The organism is Geminicoccaceae bacterium (genome assembly GCA_020638465.1).
Taxonomy (GTDB): Bacteria; Pseudomonadota; Alphaproteobacteria; order Geminicoccales; family Geminicoccaceae; genus JAGREO01.
Window position 1 is genome coordinate 2,021,806 of record JACKIM010000001.1, and the last position, 19,059, is coordinate 2,040,864.

General features: G+C 62.8%; 28 protein-coding genes and 1 tRNA gene. 20 read left to right on the forward strand and 9 right to left on the reverse strand.

The annotated features are described in order from the left end of the window. Window positions 1-242: 242 nt before the first annotated feature. Window positions 243-1,031 (reverse strand): hypothetical protein, encoded by a 789-nt coding sequence (locus H6851_09650; GenBank protein MCB9943869.1) that lies wholly within the window; start codon window positions 1,029-1,031, stop codon window positions 243-245. Window positions 1,032-1,370: 339 nt separating this feature from the next. Between H6851_09650 and H6851_09655 the strand changes: the two genes are divergently transcribed. After that, a complete protein-coding gene (locus H6851_09655) occupies window positions 1,371-1,715 on the forward strand; it encodes a hypothetical protein (protein ID MCB9943870.1) in 345 nt (114 codons plus the stop codon). A gap of 68 nt (window positions 1,716-1,783) precedes the next feature. Here H6851_09655 and H6851_09660 read toward each other — a convergent pair whose 3' ends face one another. Continuing rightward, window positions 1,784-2,026 (reverse strand): hypothetical protein, encoded by a 243-nt coding sequence (locus tag H6851_09660; GenBank protein MCB9943871.1) that lies wholly within the window; start codon window positions 2,024-2,026, stop codon window positions 1,784-1,786. A gap of 112 nt (window positions 2,027-2,138) precedes the next feature. Between H6851_09660 and H6851_09665 the strand changes: the two genes are divergently transcribed. Both H6851_09665 and H6851_09670 read left to right on the forward strand, forming a co-directional pair. Beyond that, window positions 2,139-2,426 carry a helix-turn-helix transcriptional regulator gene (locus H6851_09665; GenBank protein ID MCB9943872.1) on the forward strand — a complete coding sequence of 96 codons (288 nt, stop codon included), beginning with the start codon at window positions 2,139-2,141 and terminating at the stop codon, window positions 2,424-2,426. Between the two features lie 141 nt (window positions 2,427-2,567). Next, window positions 2,568-2,774 carry a hypothetical protein gene (locus H6851_09670; GenBank protein ID MCB9943873.1) on the forward strand — a complete coding sequence of 69 codons (207 nt, stop codon included), beginning with the start codon at window positions 2,568-2,570 and terminating at the stop codon, window positions 2,772-2,774. Here H6851_09670 and H6851_09675 read toward each other — a convergent pair. Beyond that, window positions 2,771-3,028 (reverse strand): hypothetical protein, encoded by a 258-nt coding sequence (locus H6851_09675; GenBank protein MCB9943874.1) that lies wholly within the window; start codon window positions 3,026-3,028, stop codon window positions 2,771-2,773. The two genes, H6851_09670 and H6851_09675, sit on opposite strands and share 4 nt — an antisense overlap. A 114-nt stretch (window positions 3,029-3,142) precedes the next feature. Here H6851_09675 and H6851_09680 point away from each other — a divergent pair, with 114 nt between their 5' ends. From H6851_09680 to H6851_09745, 14 genes are all read left to right on the forward strand, one after another. Then, complete coding sequence (locus H6851_09680) at window positions 3,143-3,883, forward strand: PD-(D/E)XK nuclease-like domain-containing protein (protein MCB9943875.1); 741 nt, start codon at window positions 3,143-3,145, stop codon at window positions 3,881-3,883. Further along, on the forward strand, window positions 3,880-4,116 hold the full coding sequence (locus H6851_09685; GenBank protein ID MCB9943876.1) for a hypothetical protein: 237 nt from the start codon (window positions 3,880-3,882) through the stop codon (window positions 4,114-4,116). The genes H6851_09680 and H6851_09685 overlap by 4 nt, the downstream gene beginning before the upstream one ends. After that, window positions 4,113-4,349, forward strand: a complete 237-nt coding sequence (locus H6851_09690) for a hypothetical protein (GenBank protein ID MCB9943877.1) — start codon at window positions 4,113-4,115, stop codon at window positions 4,347-4,349. Before H6851_09685 ends, H6851_09690 begins: the two co-directional genes overlap by 4 nt. Then, the gene (locus tag H6851_09695; protein MCB9943878.1) at window positions 4,339-5,004 is read left to right on the forward strand and encodes an IS1 family transposase; all 666 of its coding nucleotides are present in this window, start codon (window positions 4,339-4,341) and stop codon (window positions 5,002-5,004) included. The genes H6851_09690 and H6851_09695 overlap by 11 nt, the downstream gene beginning before the upstream one ends. Beyond that, complete coding sequence (locus tag H6851_09700) at window positions 4,941-5,267, forward strand: IS1 family transposase (GenBank protein MCB9943879.1); 327 nt, start codon at window positions 4,941-4,943, stop codon at window positions 5,265-5,267. Before H6851_09695 ends, H6851_09700 begins: the two co-directional genes overlap by 64 nt. 30 nt (window positions 5,268-5,297) lie before the next feature. Further along, window positions 5,298-6,182, forward strand: coding sequence for a tyrosine-type recombinase/integrase (locus H6851_09705; GenBank protein ID MCB9943880.1), 885 nt, complete (start codon window positions 5,298-5,300; stop codon window positions 6,180-6,182). 108 nt (window positions 6,183-6,290) lie between these two features. Beyond that, complete coding sequence (locus tag H6851_09710; GenBank protein ID MCB9943881.1) at window positions 6,291-7,268, forward strand: hypothetical protein; 978 nt, start codon at window positions 6,291-6,293, stop codon at window positions 7,266-7,268. Between the two features lie 213 nt (window positions 7,269-7,481). Next, window positions 7,482-7,682 carry a helix-turn-helix domain-containing protein gene (locus H6851_09715; protein ID MCB9943882.1) on the forward strand — a complete coding sequence of 67 codons (201 nt, stop codon included), beginning with the start codon at window positions 7,482-7,484 and terminating at the stop codon, window positions 7,680-7,682. Further along, entirely contained in the window at window positions 7,682-7,897 is a 216-nt protein-coding gene (locus H6851_09720; GenBank protein MCB9943883.1) for a hypothetical protein, read from the forward strand. The genes H6851_09715 and H6851_09720 overlap by 1 nt, the downstream gene beginning before the upstream one ends. Beyond that, window positions 7,894-8,064 carry a hypothetical protein gene (locus H6851_09725; protein MCB9943884.1) on the forward strand — a complete coding sequence of 57 codons (171 nt, stop codon included), beginning with the start codon at window positions 7,894-7,896 and terminating at the stop codon, window positions 8,062-8,064. Before H6851_09720 ends, H6851_09725 begins: the two co-directional genes overlap by 4 nt. Then, a complete protein-coding gene (locus H6851_09730) occupies window positions 8,061-8,954 on the forward strand; it encodes a toprim domain-containing protein (protein MCB9943885.1) in 894 nt (297 codons plus the stop codon). The genes H6851_09725 and H6851_09730 overlap by 4 nt, the downstream gene beginning before the upstream one ends. Continuing rightward, entirely contained in the window at window positions 8,947-10,104 is a 1,158-nt protein-coding gene (locus tag H6851_09735; GenBank protein MCB9943886.1) for an AAA family ATPase, read from the forward strand. The genes H6851_09730 and H6851_09735 overlap by 8 nt, the downstream gene beginning before the upstream one ends. A gap of 238 nt (window positions 10,105-10,342) precedes the next feature. Further along, a complete protein-coding gene (locus H6851_09740; protein ID MCB9943887.1) occupies window positions 10,343-10,609 on the forward strand; it encodes a transcriptional coactivator p15/PC4 family protein in 267 nt (88 codons plus the stop codon). Then, complete coding sequence (locus H6851_09745; protein MCB9943888.1) at window positions 10,606-10,896, forward strand: hypothetical protein; 291 nt, start codon at window positions 10,606-10,608, stop codon at window positions 10,894-10,896. The genes H6851_09740 and H6851_09745 overlap by 4 nt, the downstream gene beginning before the upstream one ends. 175 nt (window positions 10,897-11,071) lie before the next feature. Here H6851_09745 and H6851_09750 read toward each other — a convergent pair whose 3' ends face one another. From H6851_09750 to H6851_09775, 6 genes are all read right to left on the reverse strand, one after another. Further along, window positions 11,072-11,497, reverse strand: a complete 426-nt coding sequence (locus H6851_09750; protein MCB9943889.1) for a type II toxin-antitoxin system HicB family antitoxin — start codon at window positions 11,495-11,497, stop codon at window positions 11,072-11,074. Window positions 11,498-12,322: 825 nt separating this feature from the next. Then, window positions 12,323-12,399 (reverse strand) — tRNA-Arg (locus tag H6851_09755). 62 nt (window positions 12,400-12,461) lie between these two features. After that, a complete protein-coding gene (locus tag H6851_09760; GenBank protein MCB9943890.1) occupies window positions 12,462-13,061 on the reverse strand; it encodes an SCO family protein in 600 nt (199 codons plus the stop codon). Between the two features lie 57 nt (window positions 13,062-13,118). After that, the gene (locus H6851_09765; GenBank protein ID MCB9943891.1) at window positions 13,119-14,006 is read right to left on the reverse strand and encodes a DMT family transporter; all 888 of its coding nucleotides are present in this window, start codon (window positions 14,004-14,006) and stop codon (window positions 13,119-13,121) included. Then, complete coding sequence (locus H6851_09770) at window positions 14,003-14,929, reverse strand: dihydrodipicolinate synthase family protein (protein MCB9943892.1); 927 nt, start codon at window positions 14,927-14,929, stop codon at window positions 14,003-14,005. Before H6851_09770 ends, H6851_09765 begins: the two co-directional genes overlap by 4 nt. A 57-nt stretch (window positions 14,930-14,986) precedes the next feature. Beyond that, window positions 14,987-16,048 (reverse strand): alcohol dehydrogenase catalytic domain-containing protein, encoded by a 1,062-nt coding sequence (locus tag H6851_09775; GenBank protein ID MCB9943893.1) that lies wholly within the window; start codon window positions 16,046-16,048, stop codon window positions 14,987-14,989. 259 nt (window positions 16,049-16,307) lie between these two features. On the opposite strand from H6851_09775, the gene leuB reads away from it, so the two are divergent. The 3 genes from leuB to H6851_09790 are packed head-to-tail and all read left to right on the forward strand — an operon-like array spanning window position 16,308 to window position 18,965. Further along, complete coding sequence (gene leuB / locus H6851_09780) at window positions 16,308-17,420, forward strand: 3-isopropylmalate dehydrogenase (GenBank protein MCB9943894.1); 1,113 nt, start codon at window positions 16,308-16,310, stop codon at window positions 17,418-17,420. A 30-nt stretch (window positions 17,421-17,450) separates the two neighbouring features. Continuing rightward, the gene (locus H6851_09785; protein MCB9943895.1) at window positions 17,451-18,467 is read left to right on the forward strand and encodes an aspartate-semialdehyde dehydrogenase; all 1,017 of its coding nucleotides are present in this window, start codon (window positions 17,451-17,453) and stop codon (window positions 18,465-18,467) included. Between the two features lie 60 nt (window positions 18,468-18,527). Beyond that, window positions 18,528-18,965: a hypothetical protein gene (locus tag H6851_09790; protein ID MCB9943896.1), complete on the forward strand. Its 438-nt coding sequence runs from the start codon at window positions 18,528-18,530 to the stop codon at window positions 18,963-18,965. Window positions 18,966-19,059: the final 94 nt, after the last annotated feature.

Sequence of the window (19,059 nt, forward strand, 5' to 3'; positions counted from 1 at the left end):
TTCCGTCATCCTGCCCGGCGGGATTTGCAGCGGTTGTCCACAAGCCGCGCCGTTCAATGGCCGAAGCGAGGCCGGATCGGGCCGGAACGGAGAGGATTTGCGACCATCAAGGCAGGGAAATGTTGCTCAATGGTTAACGGATGTGAGGAATTCCGCCCTGCTTTCGGGTCCAATTCAGGCTGCAGACGCGCGGAAGCGGCGCGCCCTTCCGGCCACGCCGTCCGTCCGGCCTTGTTCAGAATCTATCCGGGCGGGCCGTCGCGCGCCCACATCTCGAAGAAGCGGCCGCCGAGATAGGCGGCGGCCCAGACATCGGCGTAACGCGACGAACCGGTTTTCTGCCAGCGGTCCACCAGCCAGTCGATCACCGACGACGGCACTTTTGGCGCCGGGATCGACTTGTAGATCTGCCTGGCATGGGCATACATGCGCTGCGCCACGTTGGCGCGCATGAGCCGTGCATCCCTCATTGCCGCTTCGGCCTTGCGGGCGGCGCGCTCGGCCCTGCTCCGGCTGCGGGCCATGTAGCCCACCAGGGTCTTCTCCGCCCTCAGATCCTCGCGATCATGCGTCATCCGCTCGTAAAGCGGATCGAGCCCCCTGAGCCTTTCGAGCCGCTCCATGTCCTCGCGGTGACGGGCGTCCCGCTGGCTCTCGCCGGGACGGATCTCCAGCGGTGCCCCGGCCATCCCGTCGATCATCTGCTTTTCCTGGCCGAAGGTTCCCGACGAGGAGGCGAGCTTCTGGTATTTGCGGGTCAGGTGCATGGCCTTGAGGCTGAACATGCCGTCGCGGGTTTCGACCTGGTCGGCCATCGCCGCCCGCGTCTTCGCCCATTGCTTCGGCGTCTGCTGCGCGCACCGCGCAAGCAGCCCGTCATCGTCCGGCACCCGCATGCCTTCGACCCGTTCCAGCCGTTCGGAAAGCAGGATGAATGCCTGGGCGACGTGGGGGCCTCGCCGGGCCATGTCGGCCAGCAGTTCCCGGTGGATCGGATATCGGGTTGAAACGGGGAGGGCGAAGGCGTCCATGATCCGTCTCAATCCCCGCCAATGTCGCTGTGTAAGCGACTTTGCGCCGGAGACTTTCGCGCAACGGACCCCTTGTGCGCGCCGGATGGATGGCCGATTCTAGCCATCGCAGGTCCGTTGTTGTTGATGTATCCGTTGTTGATGCAGATGCGGGAATGGCTTGTGGAACCGGCCGCGAACCGGTTTTTTGAAGTTGAGGAAAAGCATTTCGTGACGAGCGCCGGGGTAACCCCTTAGGCGCTCGTTTTCGTTTGGCGTCGCCGGAAGCCGGGCGGCGGCCTCGGCATTGTCTCTGCCATCATACGGATATTCGAGCGGATGTTCAGGAGAGATCCCGAGATGCCCACTGTCCAGCTCAATCTCTGGTACCAGGACGGCCATCCGCGCATGTGGTGCGAGGTCACCAACAATGGCCGTACTACCCCGCTCGTCATCGAGGAGCTGCGCCTCATCCGCCCATGGACCGGCGGCATGAGCCGGATTTTCGGCACGACACCCATCGCCGGCCCGGCCCGGCGCCTGCCCATCGGCCTGATGATCGACCCCGGCCAGTCGCAGGATTTCCGCCTGCGCCTCGATCCCGCCCGCACCGTCAGGAGCGTCGTGCTGCTCGCCGTGCTGGAACAGCAGGATCCCACGCCCCGGACCCACAAGATCCGCGTCTGGCGCAAGCCCCGCCACTGATCGCCCCGCCACCGGCCGTCCGCTGTCTTGCAAGTGGAACCCTGTTTCGGGGACACGCGGCCGGTGTCTCATGAAGCCCGGTCCTGCGGCGAGCGCTGGCGAAGGGAACGGCGGGAGGCGGCGAGAGCGGTCTCATGCAGATCGGTGGAGAGCTTCACGCCTTTACGGCGCGCAAGGTCGAGCAGCGCCGGCCAGGCGTGCGCGGGGATACCGCGCTTAGGCCAGTTGCTTACTGTCTGCGGATTGATGCCCATCTCTCTTGAGATTCGGGTGGCTCCGCCAAGAGTTTCGATCAGAATTTTACCGTTCATGACGATCAATTTTGACACATAGTGTTTCTTTACGAAAGACCCGATTCGCTGCGTGTCCGGAAGCGTCTGTTTCAGTATTGGATCAAGGGTTAGACCTTATCCGAAAAGAACCATGCCACTACCCGAACGTAGCGCCGACTTAGTGCTTGTTGTCGGGGAACGCCTCGCCGCCACGCGGCGCGCGCTTGAACTCACCCAAGAGCAGCTCGCAGAGCAAGTCGGCGTTTCGCGAGGCGCGCTTGGGAATTGGGAACAAGGAACGAGGCTTCCCGATCCTGCCACGATGCTTCGCTTGAGACAGCGTTATGGCGTGACTCTCGACTGGATCTACGGGGGTGATCCGTCAGGTTTGCCGCAGCGTTTGGCATCCAAAATCCTGGGGCGAACGTCTATCCCATAGCGAGCCCGAAAAGACGCTCAGGCCTTCGAGAAGATGGAGGCTTTGACTAAGCAAATTCAATCATGACCCATAATGGGTCGATATGTAATTGATTTTTGAAACATGGTGTGTCATTTCTTGTTTATGCAAGAGGACACGCCCATGAACCCGCTCGCCCTTTCCGGCTCGGACGATACCGATGACACCGCACTGACGGAGAGCGCCGCCTGGTCGGATGTGCATGTGGTCGGCGGCTCGATCATCACCGAGGCCGAATATCTCGACCTGATCGCCCGCGACGAATATGTCGGGCCGGACAATGACGACTGGCTGGATGACTTTGCCGGGCCGGACGAAGAGGGATGCTAGCCCGCAGGTTCCTGCGTGATGCGCTCGACGGCCTTGGTCAGCCGGTCGAGCTTCTGCCGCTGCCGGTCCTGCTGGCCGGTCAGGGCGCGGATCTCGCCGGTCAGCGCGTGAACGCTGGTGTCGAGGCGGCGCACGATCGCCGCCGTCACTTCCATGTCGGCCTTGAGGTCTTCGACATCGGCCTGAACGCGGTCCAGCTTGTCCATCATGCGCTGAAGCTGCGTGGCGATGAAGGTGAGATCGACCTTTTCCATGAGGCGCATTCTACCAGAAACGCCACACGGTGTGAAAGTGAACGAAGCTGCACGGAGGTGCGTCCATGAACCCGCTCGCCCTTTCCGGCCCATGCCGCTGCGAGGCATCCGCGCCTGACCGATCCTGTGGCGTTCGAAACGACGAGGAACATGGATTTCGGCTCGGCGATGCACGAGCTGCTGCTGGGCGGCGAGGTGCGGGTGGTGACGGTCAATGCGCCGGACTGGCGCACCAGGGCGGCACGGGCGAGTCGGGAGGAGATCAGGAAAGCCTGCGGCATCCCGGTGCTGGCGGGCGACTGGCCGCGCATGGCGCGGATGCTGGCCGCCGCCCGCGAGCAGCTGGCCCGTGCGGGCATGGCCTGGGCGTTCTCGCCGGCGCGCGGCTTTTCCGAAGTCTCGGCCTTCTGGCAGGAGGAGGCGGCGGGCGCGCCGATCTGGGGCCGCGCCCGGTTCGACTGGATCGACCCGGAGGCCGGGCTGATCCTCGATTACAAGACGACCTCGATGCCGCTGTCGATGTGGAAGCGGCGGGCGCTGATGGAGCTTCCGGGCCGGGTGCAGCCGGCATGGTACCGGCGTGCGGCCGGGCGGCTGGGGGTGAAGCGGCCGCGCTTTGCCTTCGTCGTGCAGGAAACGGTCGAACCGTTCGGGCTGATGATCTTCGAGCCCGGCCCGCGCCTGCTCGAACGCGGCCGCGCGGACATCGATCACGCGGCGGCGAGCTGGTCGCGATGTCTCGGCCGGGGCGAATGGCCCGGCTACCCGGCGAAGGTCGAGACGATGGAGCCGCCGGCACCGCGCAAGCGGAGCAATCCGTTGCGCAAGGGGCGGCGCTGGGCCAAAAGCCGATGAATGATGTACCGAACTGCCTGAGCGGCGGCTTGCCGACCGTGACGCCGCAAAAACTGTTCGAGCTGATCGACGACTGCAAGCGGCGGGCGGCCATCCGCGGCCGCCTCCTCGGCCAGCCGAACGAGTGGGAATATCTGCAGGCCGCACTGGAGGAACTGCACCTGGCCCGCATTCAGGTCGGGCGGCTGGAACGGCACCTGCGGGCTTCCGCCCGCGATGCGAAGGCCGCATGAGCGCCAGCCCGTTCGGCGGACTGCCGTATTTCCGCAAGCTGTCGACCGGCTTCGGCCATCACCTCGTCGTGCGGATGCACGCCAGCGGAACGCTGCTCGTCGAGCATGGCGAGGAGATCGTCGGCTCGTTCACCGCCGTCGGCTGGTGCCAGCTCGACCGCCGCGAAGCCGCCGAACTCGCCCGCTGCCTGCTCGACTATCTCGCACTGCCGGAGGGGGATCATGATGGATGACGAACTCGACCTCGCCCGGGGGCTCGCCGATCCGGTCATCGCCGAACGTGCGGAGATGCTCGCGCTAAGCCTGATGGCCTACAGCGAGCACACGCTCGGGGAAAACGGCTGGTGCGGCCGTGGCGAGCGGCTGGTCCTGCTGGCCGCATTCTCCCGCTGTTTCGCCGGCTTTGCTAATATTATAGCCTTCCGGCTGATTTTTTGCTACATCTCGCGTAGAGTGGCTGAGCGGGGGAATATGATGCATTGTCCGAAATGCGGTTCGGAGGTCCGGACGAAGGCGGGGTTTATCGGTGAGGTTCAGCGTTGGCTGTGCAAGTCGTGCGGCTGCAAATATACGCGCAGTACGAGGCACGGGATGGGAGACGGGATCAGACGTCGGGCGTTGCAGCTCTATCTCGAGGGCATGGGCTTTCGCGCGATCGGGCGGGTTCTGGGTGTTTCGAATGTCGCCGTTCTCAAGTGGATCCGGGCTTTTGGCGAGGAGGTCGAGCGGATGCGCAGGCCCGGTCCGCCGCCGAAGATCGCGATGATCGACGAGATGTGGCACTTCGTTCATGCCAAAAAAACGAATGCTGGCTGTGGATATCGATGTGTTATCTCACAAGATGCATCCTCGGCGTTCATGTGGGCGGACGAAGCGCCGACGACCTGAAGAGCTTTCTCAAATCATTTCCCCAAGCCCAGGGGCGCATCACCTTCACCGACGATCTCGCCGCCTACGCGGCCGTGCTGCCGAAAGGCGCCCATTTCACCGGCAAGATGCACACGCAACGGCTCGAAAGCCTCAACGCCAACGTCCGTCATCATCTCGCCCGATCCCGCCGCAAAACACGATGCACCACCAAATGCCCGCGCATGGCCTACCTCTCCGCGCTGCTCTTCATGCAGGCGCATAATAAAAAGCTATTTAGTTAGCAAATCCCGAAGACGCAACATTTCGACAACGTGCTCGAAGAATGGCTGAAACGGGATCAGTCGACCAATCGCAGCTTCGCCGAAATGAAGCGGCTGATGGAAAGGGAAGTCGCGCCGTCGTTCGCCGGGCGCTCAATCGAGGATATCCGCAAGCGGGACATCATCGCACTGCTCGACGGCATCGCGGACCGTGGCGCGCCCGTGGCGGCCAATCGCGTGCTGGCCCACACCAAGCGAATGTTCAAATGGGCGGTGGGGCGAGACATCATCGAGAGCGATCCGGCGGCGCATGTCGAGAAGGTAACGCCCGAAGTGAGGCGGGACCGCGTGCTTTCCGACGACGAGCTTGTGGCCGTCTGGAATAACGCAGGCACATTCGAGGGGCCATTCGGGGCGGCTGTCCGCCTGCTGATCGCCACGGGCGCACGCCGCGAGGAAATTTTTTCCGCAAGGTGGGACGAGCTTTTGGATGACGGATCGTCACTGCGGCTGCCGCGCGAGCGTTCGAAGAACGATACGGCCCGGATCATCTGCCTTTCACCGCTGGTGGCGGGGGTCGTCGACGGGTTGCCCGTGATCGGCGACTACATGTTCACGACCACCGGCGACCGTCCCTTTTCGAACATCAGCAAGAACAAGGCCAAGCTCGACGGATTGAGCGGCGTCACTGACTGGCGGCTGCATGATATCCGCCGAACCGTGGCCACCGGCTTGCAGCGGCTCGGGGTCCGGCTGGAAGTCATCGAGACGGTGTTGGGGCATGTGGCCGGCAGCCGGGCGGGCGTCGTCGGTGTCTATCAGTGCCACCGCTTCGAGGATGAGGCGCGCGAGGCGCTGGCGGTTTGGGGTGCTCATGTCGAGGCGCTGATCGAGGGGCGCGACACGGGCAAGGTGGTTCCGCTGCGGCGGGTCTGAGACTGAGAGTTCACGAGTTGGGCGCGGCTAGGTTGGCCGCCGAAAGCCGGGTCATCCGTACCGGCCCGCCGCGCCCTCCACATCACGGATGCGTCGACGGAGGACGTTATGTCGGACCCCATCCTGCCGGGCCATTTCCCGCTTCGAGCATTCATCGACGCGAACATGATCCACCGCGTGAGGGATGGTATTTCGCGCGATCAGGCTTTGTCGACGATCGGTGATGATCTTCGCGAAGATATCGCAAATGGCGCGCTGAAGTTATGGCGAATAACGCCCGACGGAATTGAACAGTGCTCCATGGATGACTTGAAGGGCGTCCAAAATCTGGACGGGTTTTACATCGAAGACCGCAACAATCCAGACTTGGCCGAAAGTGCCCGTCACGCACTGGGACCGGTGATTGCGCAACGACCGGGCCAGCGCGTTCAGGTGACAGACTATGATCCCAAGCTGCTACTGCCGTATCTCGAAGCCGAAGGCATGTTCGATGGAATTGAGGGCGAGTTGACGCGAAAAGTCGCCGAACATGTGGCGAAAAACGGCTGGCAGGAAGTCAGGATGCTCACCTTTGGCCAGACGGCGGTGCGTATCCGTCAACACTACGAACAGAAAGGAGAGACGATCGAAGACGCATGGCAGTCGGTGCAGCGGGAAATCGCAAATGGGGCGCTTAATCCGTTGGGGGAGGTCCCACCCGGAAACGAGAATCCGGCTGATTGGCTAAGAGAGGCAGCAGACGGGGGACGAGAGCTTTCGTCAGGGGAGAAGACCATGATCCGCAATGTTGTCCGCTTTACCGAACAGGATGTCGATCAATGCTTTCCGGTCGAAAGCGACAGTGATGGCGTAACAGCTTCGCCGAAAGTGAGCCTCGTTTCTGCTCAGAGAAAGGCAGAACAATGGATCAAGGAGGCCGTGAGCCGGGGCGAATACAAGATGAAAGGGGAATACAAGAAGGCCGCTTGTGCCGAAATCAACGGCCTGTCGGGTAGAGCATTTGATCGGGCATGGGCTGATGTGGCTGGTTTGCCCGAGTTCAAACACCTCGCTGAATCGGGGCCAAAATCAGGAGCAAATTCATAGATAATTCATCGCACTGATTCGAATCACCGCCATGAATTCAGCGCACCCCCCTGTCACGAATTCCCGCTCAGCCTATCTAACCATTTGAGAAACATAAGAACTGAATTCATCGCACTGATTCGAATCGGCAATTAATTCGTGCCGCCTATTTAACGCCCGTTTCCTGCTCATAATGCCGTGTCAGTTCAAACCGCGTGACGGAGTTTACGCACCATGGCTGACACGATCCTTCAACCCCCGGTCGTCGCCGAACGCCTGCATGTGAGCCTGGGAACGCTCGCCAAGTGGCGGGTGTACGGCAAGGGGCCGGCCTATGTGAAAATCGGCCGCATGATCGGCTACCGGGAAAGCGATCTTGAAGCATGGATCGCGGATCACGTCGTTCGTTCCACCAGCGAGAGGATGGTCGCGTGATGGCCGGAAAGGAAAACGCCGGCGGGGTAGCGGCCCCTGCCGGCGTTCGATTGTCTTCGCCAAATGGTCCTCTCGAACGTAGCGCCAGCGCGGCGGAATTGCCAGCCGGAATGTCCCGCGCCGCCGCGTGGCTCGTCGATAGGCATGGCGTCACGCCCGTGCTCGCCCCTCTCGTCGCCGAACTGGCCGGGCTTGGCGGGAGTGCGTTGCAATGAGCGGTTCGAATGAACGGCCTGCGTTCACGGTGACGCTTCGTCCCGAACCCGGCGTCGATCCATTGCTCGCGCTTCGTGCCGCTCTCAAGCGGTTACTGCGCGATCACGGGTTACGGTGCACGCACGTCGCCAAGGTGCCCGATGACGAGCGGGAGGGTGCGCGATGATCCCCGACACCCCCTCGTCGCGTCCCGGCACATATCGCCGCCCCTGTCCCGAATGCGGCAAGGGTGCGAGGGACGACGCGCTGGCTGTCACCCGCAAGCATGACGCCTCACTCGTCTGGTACTGTCACCGCTGCGGGTACAGCGGCAAATTGTGGCCGGACGAAGGCGGCAAGCCCGTCTCGCGCCGTCACAGGGCAGCCATCGAGGCCAGCGCCCCGGATCGCACGACCGGCAACGAGACCGAACACGACACGCTTTCGGACTACTGGCGCGCCTTCTGGCGCGAATGCCAGCACATCGAGCCCGGCACGGTCGCCGAACGCTACCTGACGGCCCGCTGTTGCGCGCTTCCTCACCAGGACGGCGATTTGCGCTTCCATCCGAACGCAAACCACTCATGCGGCCACACAGGCCCGGCGCTCGTCGGGCTCATCACCGACATTGCCACCGGCGAGCCAATCAACCTGCACCGAACATGGGTCGTCCCGAACGGCACCAAGCCCGGTATCGTGCGACCCCGCATGCTCTGCAAGGGGCACCGCAAGGCCGGAGGCGTCATCCGCCTGTGGCCCGACGACGAGGTGACGGACGGGCTTGCCGTCGCCGAAGGTATCGAAACCGCGCTCACCGCCGCGCATGGCATCACGCCCGTATGGTGCCTGATCGACGCGGGCAATCTTGCCGCCTTCCCGGTCCTGCCGGGCGTCGGGGCGCTGACCGTGTGCGTGGATCACGACAAGCCGGACAGGCACGGGCGACAATGCGGGCTCACCGCCGCCGCCGAAGTCTCGAACCGCTGGACGCTCGCGGATCGAGAGGTGCGCCGCTGGGTGCCACCTGTCGCGGGCCACGATGTGAACGACATGTACCGGGGCGCTGCTCATGGCTGATATCGCCGAACGGATACGCCACGACGCCGACAATCTGTCGGTCGACCGTATCGAGGATTTCGACCATCCTGACACGGGCGGCGGGAAAGCCCGCAAGCTCTCGTTCGTGTGGGCCGATGACATCGAGATCGACCTGAACACCAGCGAGGTGATTGGCGGGCTTTTGAGCACCACCGGCCTGACGGTGCTCTATGGCGAGTCCGGTTGCGGCAAGACATTCTTCACCCTCGACATGGCTTGCCACGTTGCCGCCGGTTTCGAATGGCACGGCAACCCGGTTGAGCAAGGCCCGGTGCTCTACGTGGCAGCGGAAGCGCCCGCGAGCGTCGAGAAGCGCGTCAAGGCATGGATGATCCGCCACGACGTGGAAAGTCTGCCCTTGGCCGTCGTGCAGTCCAGCGTTGACATGCTCAATGGCGACACTGAAGCAATCATCGATGTGGGCCGCCAGATCGAGGCACGGCATGGACGCCCGGCCCTTGTCATCGTCGATACCCTCGCCCGAGCCATGACCGGAGACGAGAACGGCCCGAAGGATATGGGATCGTTCGTCATGGCTTGCGGTCAGATCCGCGAAGCTCTCGGGACTCACGTTCTCGTCGTGCATCACAGCGGCAAGGATCTTGCCCGAGGTGCACGCGGCCATTCGAGCCTGTGGGCTGCCACCGATGTGGAAATCGAAGTCGCAGCCGGTGACGACAAGGTTCACACGGCGATGGTGACGAAGCACCGTGACGGACCGCAGGGGACCGTGTTCGCCTTCAACCTCGATGTGGTCGAGCTTGGAACGAACCTTCAGGGCAGGACCGTGACAACTTGCGTGACGTCACGCGTTGAGGGCGCCACGCGTCACGCCCGCGGGAAGACCAACAAGCGCCCGCTGGGTAAGGATGCAGCCCTTGCCAAGAGGGCATTGCAAAGCGCTCTAGACGAGATGGGCGAACGACCGCCGCCCTGTGACATGACGCGTGACGTGTCACGCGCTGTCACGGTGTCACGCTGGCGGACCTACTTCGAACAGCATTACGGCCGCATCGGCGACGATGCCAAAGAACGGGCAGCGTTCAGACAGGCATGGAAACGCGGTCGCGAGGCTTTGCTTGGCCGGGATGACGCCATTGCATGGGGGGAATGGGTATGGCTCGGCTGACGAAAATCACCCTCGACCGTGACCCGTTACGTGACCGTGACACCCCTATAGGGTGTTGTCACGTCACGTCACGCGAGCTATCACGCGACTTGTCACGAAATTGGCCGTTTGAGCCAGTAAATCCGGGCTTTGTGACAAGTGTGACATGTCGTGACAACTCGGAACCTGTCACGCGCGTGACAAGTCGCTTTTGTCACGCTTGTCACGCTGTCACGGCGATAGGTTCGGAGCCCCTGCCATGACTGACCGAACCCTCGCCACCATCCCCAAGAACTCATCCGAACGGCTGGTCGTCATGGAGCGCGCGTATCACGGGCACGAGCTGATCGACCTGCGCATCCACTTCACACCCGACGGCGGCCAGACATGGCACCCGACGAAAAAGGGCGTCTCGCTCAAACGCGAATTGCTGCCCGAACTCATCGAGGCGTTGCGGGCGGCAGGGACACAGGTATCATTCCGCATTGTGGAATTCACTCCTGAGAACAGGAAGGAACAGGAATGAGAGACGAACAGGGCAGGTTCCATGCAAGCTCGGGCAACCCGGGCGGGCGTCCGAGAGAAACCGGCAGGATGCGCGAGTTGTGCCGCGAGCACGGCGCAAAGGCCGTCGAAATTCTCGCAGCGATCATGATGGACGAAAACGAGCCCGCGAAGAACCAGATCGCCGCCGCGCGCGAATTGCTCGACCGTGGCTATGGCCGTCCCGCGCAGACGGTCAAGGGCGAGGAAGGCGCGCCGCCCGTCGTCTGGCAGTTCAATATGGGCTGCGTCGAGCATGAAGGCCCGTGAAACCCGCCCGTTCTCTTCGAGCAGACGTTAGCGTGAGCGGCGAAAAGCATGGCATGGCCATAATCGCTCGCAAACGGCCGTCAGGGCGCAATTTCATCGTTTGTGCTGGCACATGCGAAATCGAGGTGAACGCGCTCTACGGGGCTTGCAGGTGGCCTAGCGGCGATTTCGTATTTCAGGCGGTCACCACCTGCACGTCAGCAGCCATGCCGAACAGTGACAATGCCCGTTCGAGTTCTCCGGCCTTCGTCGTGTGGCGCAGGCTGAGCAGTCGTCGGGCGGCGGTTTCGGATTTGTAGTCCATGCGGCGGGCCAGCTCGGCGACCGGCATCCGCTCTCGTGCGACGAGGCGGGCGAGTTCGAGTTTCAGGGTGGTCACGGCGTCCAGCGTTGTCATGCGCTCGCCGCGCCGGGCCTTCGAGGCGGCGGGCCAGTCGCGGCCGTCTTCGGCGTAGATTTCAAGCGCGGTCGCCAGTGCATCGGCAGCATTGGCCAGCGCCTCGTTCTCGTCGTCGCCTTCGGTGACGGCTTCCGGAACATCGCGGAACGTGACGGTGAAACCGCCTTCCTCGCAGGGCTCGAAATGGGCGGGGTAGCGCATGGCAGCCTCCTGCAGTTCGTCGGGATCGACGCCAAGCCGTTCGCAAATGCTTCACATGGTGCCGCTCTTCAACTCGCGCTTGTCGACAATCAGCGTCGAAACACGGCCGTCGAACCAGACGCGCACCTTGGGAACCGGCACCGGCCAATTTATCGAGCAGGAATTCCACGTCCTTCCTGCGGGCCGGTTTGCGAAGCCTGCGAATGAACTCCTGCGTCTTCATGGAGCAAGGCTCGCACAAAAACGTGTGCTTGTTCAACACAAAAACGTGCACATTTGAAGGTGATGGAAGGGGCCGATTCTGGTACAATCGGTAGGTCGGCGCGGGCGAGTACCGGGTCGGCTTCGAAACCGGACAAGCCTATTCCACAAAGGAGCTTCGAAGATGACTACCCTGGACGGCGAACCGGAGAGGCGAGTGAAGGCGATGCGTTCACTAGCATCGAAGGGGCTGATCTCAGTGCACCCTTCGTGGCTGGGAGAAGATCCCGAGGCGGACCGGATGAGGGACTTGGCCATGAAGAAATACGAGAAGGGGTGGCGGAGAGACTCGTCGACGGAATCGCAAAAGTACCCAGAAAAGAACTCCCCCGAGGGGCCAAAGGGGAATACATCAGACGAGTGAATGAAGACCGAACCGAGCGGGTCAGGATCGGGCGCTCGAAGCGCTGACCTGAACCATCCCGCTTCAACACGCCCCGTCATCGAAAGGTGGCGGGGTTTTTCATGGCCCAACATTCCCCCGAATTCCATCCGCGTGGCGACATGGTGGCGACACGGGCGGTTTCGTTGATTGGCGGATGGTGGCCAAGTCTTTGATTTGATTGGCGCGCTCGAGAGGACTCGAACCCCTAACCTTCTGATCCGTAGTCAGATGCTCTATCCAATTGAGCTACGAGCGCTTGCCTGAGGCGTGGTCTAGACGGTCAGTCCGGGTTGCGCAAGAGGTTTCGAGTGGTGGATGTCAATCGAGATAGTCCCGGATCTTCGCGGCCATGTCCTCGGCCAACATGCCGTGAGGGAAATGGGTCAGGTAGTGGTTCTCACGATCCATCAGATAGGCGAAGGTCGAATGGTCGACGAGGTAGTCGGTGGAAGCGCGGTCCTTGTCCTCGACCTTCCTGGCATAGACGCGGTAGGCGGCGATGGCCGAGGCGATGGCTTGCGGGCTGCCCGAGAGTCCCTGGAGGGCAGGGTGGAACAGGCTGACATAGCCCGCCATCACTTCCGGTGTATCGCGTTCGGGATCGACGGTGATGAAGATCGGCACCAGCTGGGCCTGCTCTTCGGGTGTCAGCAGGTCGTAGGCAGCACTGATGGTGGCAAGGCCGGTCGGGCAGATGTCGGGGCAGTAGGTGTAGCCGAAATAGACCAGCATGAAGCGACCGGCATAATCGGCTTCGGTCACCGTCCTGCCGGTCTGGTCGACGAGCTTGAAGGGCCCGCCGATGGGAACCTGGGCTTGCTCCCGTTTTTCGGCCGGATCGAGTATTCCTGCCAGGAAGAGACCGGCGGCAATGGCCGCGACAAGGAGTGCGATCAGCAGGGCTGCGCGTCGTTTCATGGCAGGCGTTCCTCTCGATGCCCCGCCGACCGCTGCACCACGGGCGGGGGGGGATGGTCAGCGGGTCCGGGAAGACTGTTCCAGTCGCGCCAGATAGAAGGTCGCAAAAACGATCACGACCCCTCCCGCATAGGTATGGATGTCAGGCTGTTCGGAGAAGATCAGTGCGCCGTAAATTGCTGCGACGGGTAGCCGCGCATAGTCGAAGGGTGCAAGCGCGCTGGCCTCGCCGAGCTTGTAGCCGTGCATCATCAGCAGTTGCGAGAGGCTGCCCACGGAGGCCATCGCCACCATCAGCAGGATCTCGTGCAACGTTGGCGTCTGCCACACGAACCAGGCGGGAATGCCGGTCAGGATGGTGCTGATGATGCCCAGATAGGCGAGAATGGTCGCCTTGCGTTCGGTCGCGACCAGCTGCTTGATGAGGATGGCGACGAACGAGGCGGCGAGCGCGCCGAGCAGGGCCACCAGTGCTGCCGGATCGATGACGCCATCGCCGGGCCTCAGCATGATCGCCACCCCGGCAAAACCCGCCGCAGTGGCCAGCCAGCGCCGACGGCGCACGGTCTCGTGAAGCATCAGGGCGGCGAGGACGACCATGAACAACGGCTTGGTGAAGCTGATCGCCACGGCATCGGCCAGCGCCATGTGATTGTACGCATAGAACCCGCACAACAACCCGACCGTTCCGCAGATCGAGCGGACGACGTGCGTACCCAGGCGATCGGTGCGCAACAGGCTGAAGCCGTCACGCCAGAACAGGGGCAGCAGCAGCAGGAAGCCGAAAAAGGCGCGGGCGAACGATATCTCGAAGCTGTGCAGCCGGTCGCCGAGGATACGCGACAGCGCGCCCATGGCGGGAAAGCCGATGCTGGCGAGCAGGATGAACACGGCCCCGCGGACATTGCCCGGGAGGCCGGCCCATCCTGCCGCCAGGGCGTTCAACGGGTTGCTGACATCTGGTCGTCCACCGGGAAGCTGAACCCGGCCTCGCCGAGCCGAGCCAGCAGGTCGCTGCCGGCCTGCTCGTCGAGTTCCACCAGCGGCGGGCGGACGCGTGCCCATTCCGGGTCGTCCAGGGCATGGCTGACGACATGCTTGATCGCCGGTATCAGCGGGAACGACGAGACGATCTTGCGCACGGCGGAAACCGCTTCCATGGCGTTCTCGGAATCGAGTTCGTCGCCGTCCATGAAGGTGTCGTAGACGATGCGGTTCGCCGCGCAATTGAGATTGCCGGCAGCGGATATCGTGCCCGAGCCACCCATGCGGAGGTTCTCCAGAAGGTGGTTGTCCGCACCTGAGAAAACTTCAAAGCTCGGGAAACTCTCGATCAGATCGCGGGTATGCTCCCAGTCGCCGGAGCTGTCCTTGAGGCCCTTGACGATACCCGGATAGCGCTTGAGCAGGGCTTCGATCACCGGCTTTGTCACGGGCACCTGCGAGACCTGCGGGAAATGATAGAAATAGAGGTCGAGCCGGGAATCGTCGACGGTTTCTATGATGTCGCAATAGGCGCGGACCAGCCCTTCGTCGCTGTTGTTCTTGTAGAAGAACGGCGGCAGCACGAGCATCCGGGTGACCCCCAGCGAGAGTCCGTGCTTTGCCAGTGCCACGGTGTCGGATCGTGCACAGCAGCCGACGCCCAGGATCATCGAGGCGGGGTCGAGCCCGGCTTCGACATAGCCCTCAAGCGCCGCCTGCCGTTCGCTGACGCTGTAGCAATTGGTCTCGCTGGTCGTGCCGAAGACGCCGAGCCCGTGGCAGCCATGCGCAAGCAGCCATCTGGCGTGGCGGACATAGCGGTCGATGTCGATGTTGCCGTGCTGGTCGCACGGCGTGATCACGGCGGCAAAGATACCTTTCATGTCCCTATTCCTGTTTGGCAAGCGTATCGCTCGCAGGATGTTCTCATTTTTGATAGCTCAGGGCTGTAGCACGTAACGGCCGGTGACCTCACCCTGGGTCAGGCTCCGCAATGCCTTGTTGGCGTCATGCAGTGCGCAACCGGTGACCTTGATCGGCGGCAGCTTGCCCGAACGTGCCAGGTCCATGACCGCATGGAGGTCGTCGAGCGTGCCGACATAGGATCCCTTGAGGTTCATCATCCGCAGCGGCAGCATGGCCGTCGACAGCTTCATGCTGTCGCCGTAGAGACCGACGACCACGACGCTGGAGCCCTTGGTCCGCGAGCAGGCGATGCCGAACTCGGTGGTCACCGGTCGGCCGACGAAGTCGATGGAAGCATCCGCCCCGCCGTTCGACCAGGCACGCACGGCCTCCGCGGCCGTCTTTGCGTCGCTGTTGTCGAACACCGCGTCGCACAGGCCGGTCGCCATGGCCGCATCGCGCTTGGCCGCATCGATGTCGGCCACGGCCACGCGACAGCCGAGCACCGCCTTGGCCATCAGCAGGCCGTTCATGCCCACGCCTCCGGCGCCGATGATCAGCAGTGACTGGTCGGCCCGGGTGATGCCCGTCCTGGTCAGGGCGCTGTAGGCGGTGATGCCCGAACAGGCATAGGTGCAGGCGACTTCCACCGGCACATCGCCATGATCGACGAGATAGCGGGCGTCGGGGACGATGACATGGGTGCTGTACCCGCCATCGACCCAGGTGCCGATCACCCGAGGTTTCGTGCACAGCAAATTATCACCACGTTCGCAATCCGCGCACTGGCCGCAGCCAATCCATGGATAGACGACGCGACTGTCGCCGATCTCGACGCCGGTGGCTTCCGGCCCCATCGCGACGACCTCGCCCGCCACCTCGTGGCCGAGGGTGAATGGCAATTGCATGCCGCGATCGGCGATGTTCAGCCGGCGGCCGTCGCCGAGGTCGAAATAGCCCTGATGGATGTGCAGGTCGCTGTGGCACACGCCGCAGGCAGTCACCCTGACGAGGACCTCGCGGCCCTTGGGTTCCGGTGTCGGATAGTCGCGGGCCTCAAGGGGCTCGCCCCAGCCGACGATCTGATAGCTTTTCATGTTCCCCCCGGTAAAATCTATAGAACGAGAACTACAGTCCTTCGTTGCGGAAGCAAAGGGGCCATGCCGTTTCAAGTGAAATCGGCCCGCATTCATGGCCGGTCCGTGAGGTTGGCATGCCGGCACGATGTCAAGAGATATTGCGGCAAGAGGTGTAGAGGGGTTTGCGTTCATCCCGCCGAGGCGCTACGAACACCGCCGATATGATCGCCGCACAGCGCGCGGGTCGCCAGCAATCGACGCCTTAGGACAATGCGAAATGAACCAGGTCGGCAATCTTCTCCTTCTGCCCGGTGACGGAATTGGCCCTGAAGTCATGGGCGAGGTGCGCAAGGTCGTGAAGTGGCTGGGCGATCGCCAGGGGCTCGGCTTCGAGTGCGAGGAGGAACTGGCCGGTGGCTGCGCGCTCGATGCCCATGGCGTACCGCTGACCGACGACACCGTGAAGCTCGCGAAGGATGCCGATGCGGTGGTTTTCGGGGCCGTCGGCGTGCCCAAGCACGATGCCAATCCGTTCCACCTCAAGCCGGAGCAGGGCCTGTTGCGCCTGCGCAAGGAACTCGACCTCTTCGCCAACCTTCGCCCGGCGTTGGTATTCCCCGCGCTGGCGGAGGCGAGCACGCTCAAGACCGAGCTGGTCGAGGGTCTCGACATCCTGATCCTGCGGGAGCTGACCGGCGGTGTGTATTTCGGCGAGCCGCGCGGGATCGAGGAGCTGCCCGACGGCACGAAACGCGGTGTCGACACCCAGGTCTACACGACGCCCGAGATCGAGCGGGTGGCCGCGGTCGGTTTCGAACTGGCGCGAAAGCGGCGCAATCACGTGACTTCGGTGGAAAAAGCCAACGTCATGCATACCGGCGTGCTCTGGCGGCAGACGGTGACGGCCCTGCACGCCAGGGAGTTCGGCGACGTCAAGCTGGCGCACATGTATGCCGACAATTGCGCGATGCAGCTGATCCGCCAGCCCAAGCAGTTCGATGTGATCGTCACCGACAACCTGTTCGGCGACCTGCTGTCCGATGCGGCGGCGATGCTGACCGGATCGCTGGGTATGCTGCCATCGGCTTCGCTGGGGGCGCCCGATGCCATCGGCAAGCGCAAGGCGCTGTATGAGCCGGTGCATGGTTCGGCTCCCGACATCGCCGGCCAGGGCAAGGCCAATCCGCTGGCCATGCTGCTGAGCTTCGCGATGATGCTGCGCTACTCGTTCGATCTTGGCGACGAAGCCGACCGCCTTGAGAAAGCCATTGCGAATGTTCTGGATTCCGGCATCCGCACGGGCGATATCATGCAGTCCGGCAAGACCCTCGTTTCGACCGAGGACATGGGCCGTGCCGTGATCGCCGAGCTCGACAAGAGCCTGGCGTAAGAACAACCTTTTCAAAAAGAGTAAGCCGAAATGGGCTATCGCGTTGCCGTGGCGGGCGCCACGGGTGCTGTCGGCAGTGAGATCCTCAATATTCTCGCCGAGACGAACTTTCCGGCCGACGAGATCATTCCGCTCGCCTCGTCCAGATCGGTCGGCAAGGAGGTCGCCTATGGTGACGATCGCCGGCTGAAGGTGAGGGATCTCGACAGCTTCGATTTCGAAGGGGTCGACATCGGGCTGTTCTCTCCGGGGGGCGCGGTTTCGGCCGTCCATGCGCCGCGTGCCGCAGCGGCGGGTTGCGTGGTGATCGACAACACCTCGCATTTCCGCATGGAGCCGGACGTTCCTCTGGTGGTGCCCGAGGTCAATCCCGAGGCGCTTGCCGACTTTCGCAACCGGAATATCATTGCCAACCCGAACTGTTCGACCATCCAGATGGTCATGGCCCTCAAGCCGCTGCATGACATTGCCCGGATCAAGCGGGTTGTCGTCTCGACCTACCAGGCCACGGGCGGCGCCGGACAGAAGGGCATGGACGAGCTCTTCGAACAGACCAAGTCGATCTACATGAACGACAAGAAGCCGCCGTCGGTCTTCGCCAAGCAGATCGCCTTCAACTGCATTCCGCGCATCGACAGCATGGTCGATGGCGGGGTGACGAAGGAGGAGTGGAAGATGGCGGTCGAGACGAAGAAGATTCTCGACCCCGAGATCGAGGTCACGGCGACTTGCGTGCGTGTACCGGTGTTCGTCGGCCACAGCGAGGCGGTGAATGTCGAGTTCGAGGAGCCGATCGAGCTGGAAGAAGCCCGCGACGCGCTGATGGGCTTCGAGGGGATCATTGTCGTCGACGATCCGGAGAACCATGAATATGTCACGCCGATCGATTGCGTCGGCGAGTTCGCGACGTTCGTATCCCGCCTGCGCGTCGATCCGACGTTGCCTTACGGCCTCAACATGTGGGTGGTGTCGGACAATCTGCGCAAGGGGGCGGCGCTCAACGCCGTGCAGATCGCGCAGGCGCTGGTCGACCGCGGGCATATCTGAGGCCGTGTTCCGTCCGTTTGCCGCTGGACATGTGTGCATGCGGGCGGTCATCATTGGCGGATGACGCGAAAATCGCTGACACTGGCCGCGTGGGCCCTGGTTCCGCTTCAGGTTGCTGCCGGAGAGCTGGATCCGGTCGTGTACTGGAACCTGCCGCTTTCCGGCGAGCCCTCGTGGCTGACGGTCGAGGTCAGCCCCGACGGTATCGATGCGCATCGGCTTGAACTGGCCGGGCTGGCGCTCGATGGGTCGCGGGCACAGGTCATGGGGCTCGATGTCGTTGGCGGCGATGGACCCGTGCTGGGGGCGGATGTCAGTGTCTCCTTGATGTGGTGGGGTCTGGCGGGGATCGCCGCGGGCGCCACGGTTGCCATTGTCGTCGCCACCGACAGCGTCTGCCTGTCCTACAACGGTTCCTGTGACGATGATGACGACGATCGCCGGCATCGGGATGACGACAACGACGTTGCCGGTACGCCCAGGGTCATCGGGCCGTAGACTTCCGATGCATTGCCGCTGCGAATGCCGGAGAGGCAGTCTGAGTTAGGAATATATGGCAATCTGTGGTTATTTTCAAGTCCTGCGTAACATG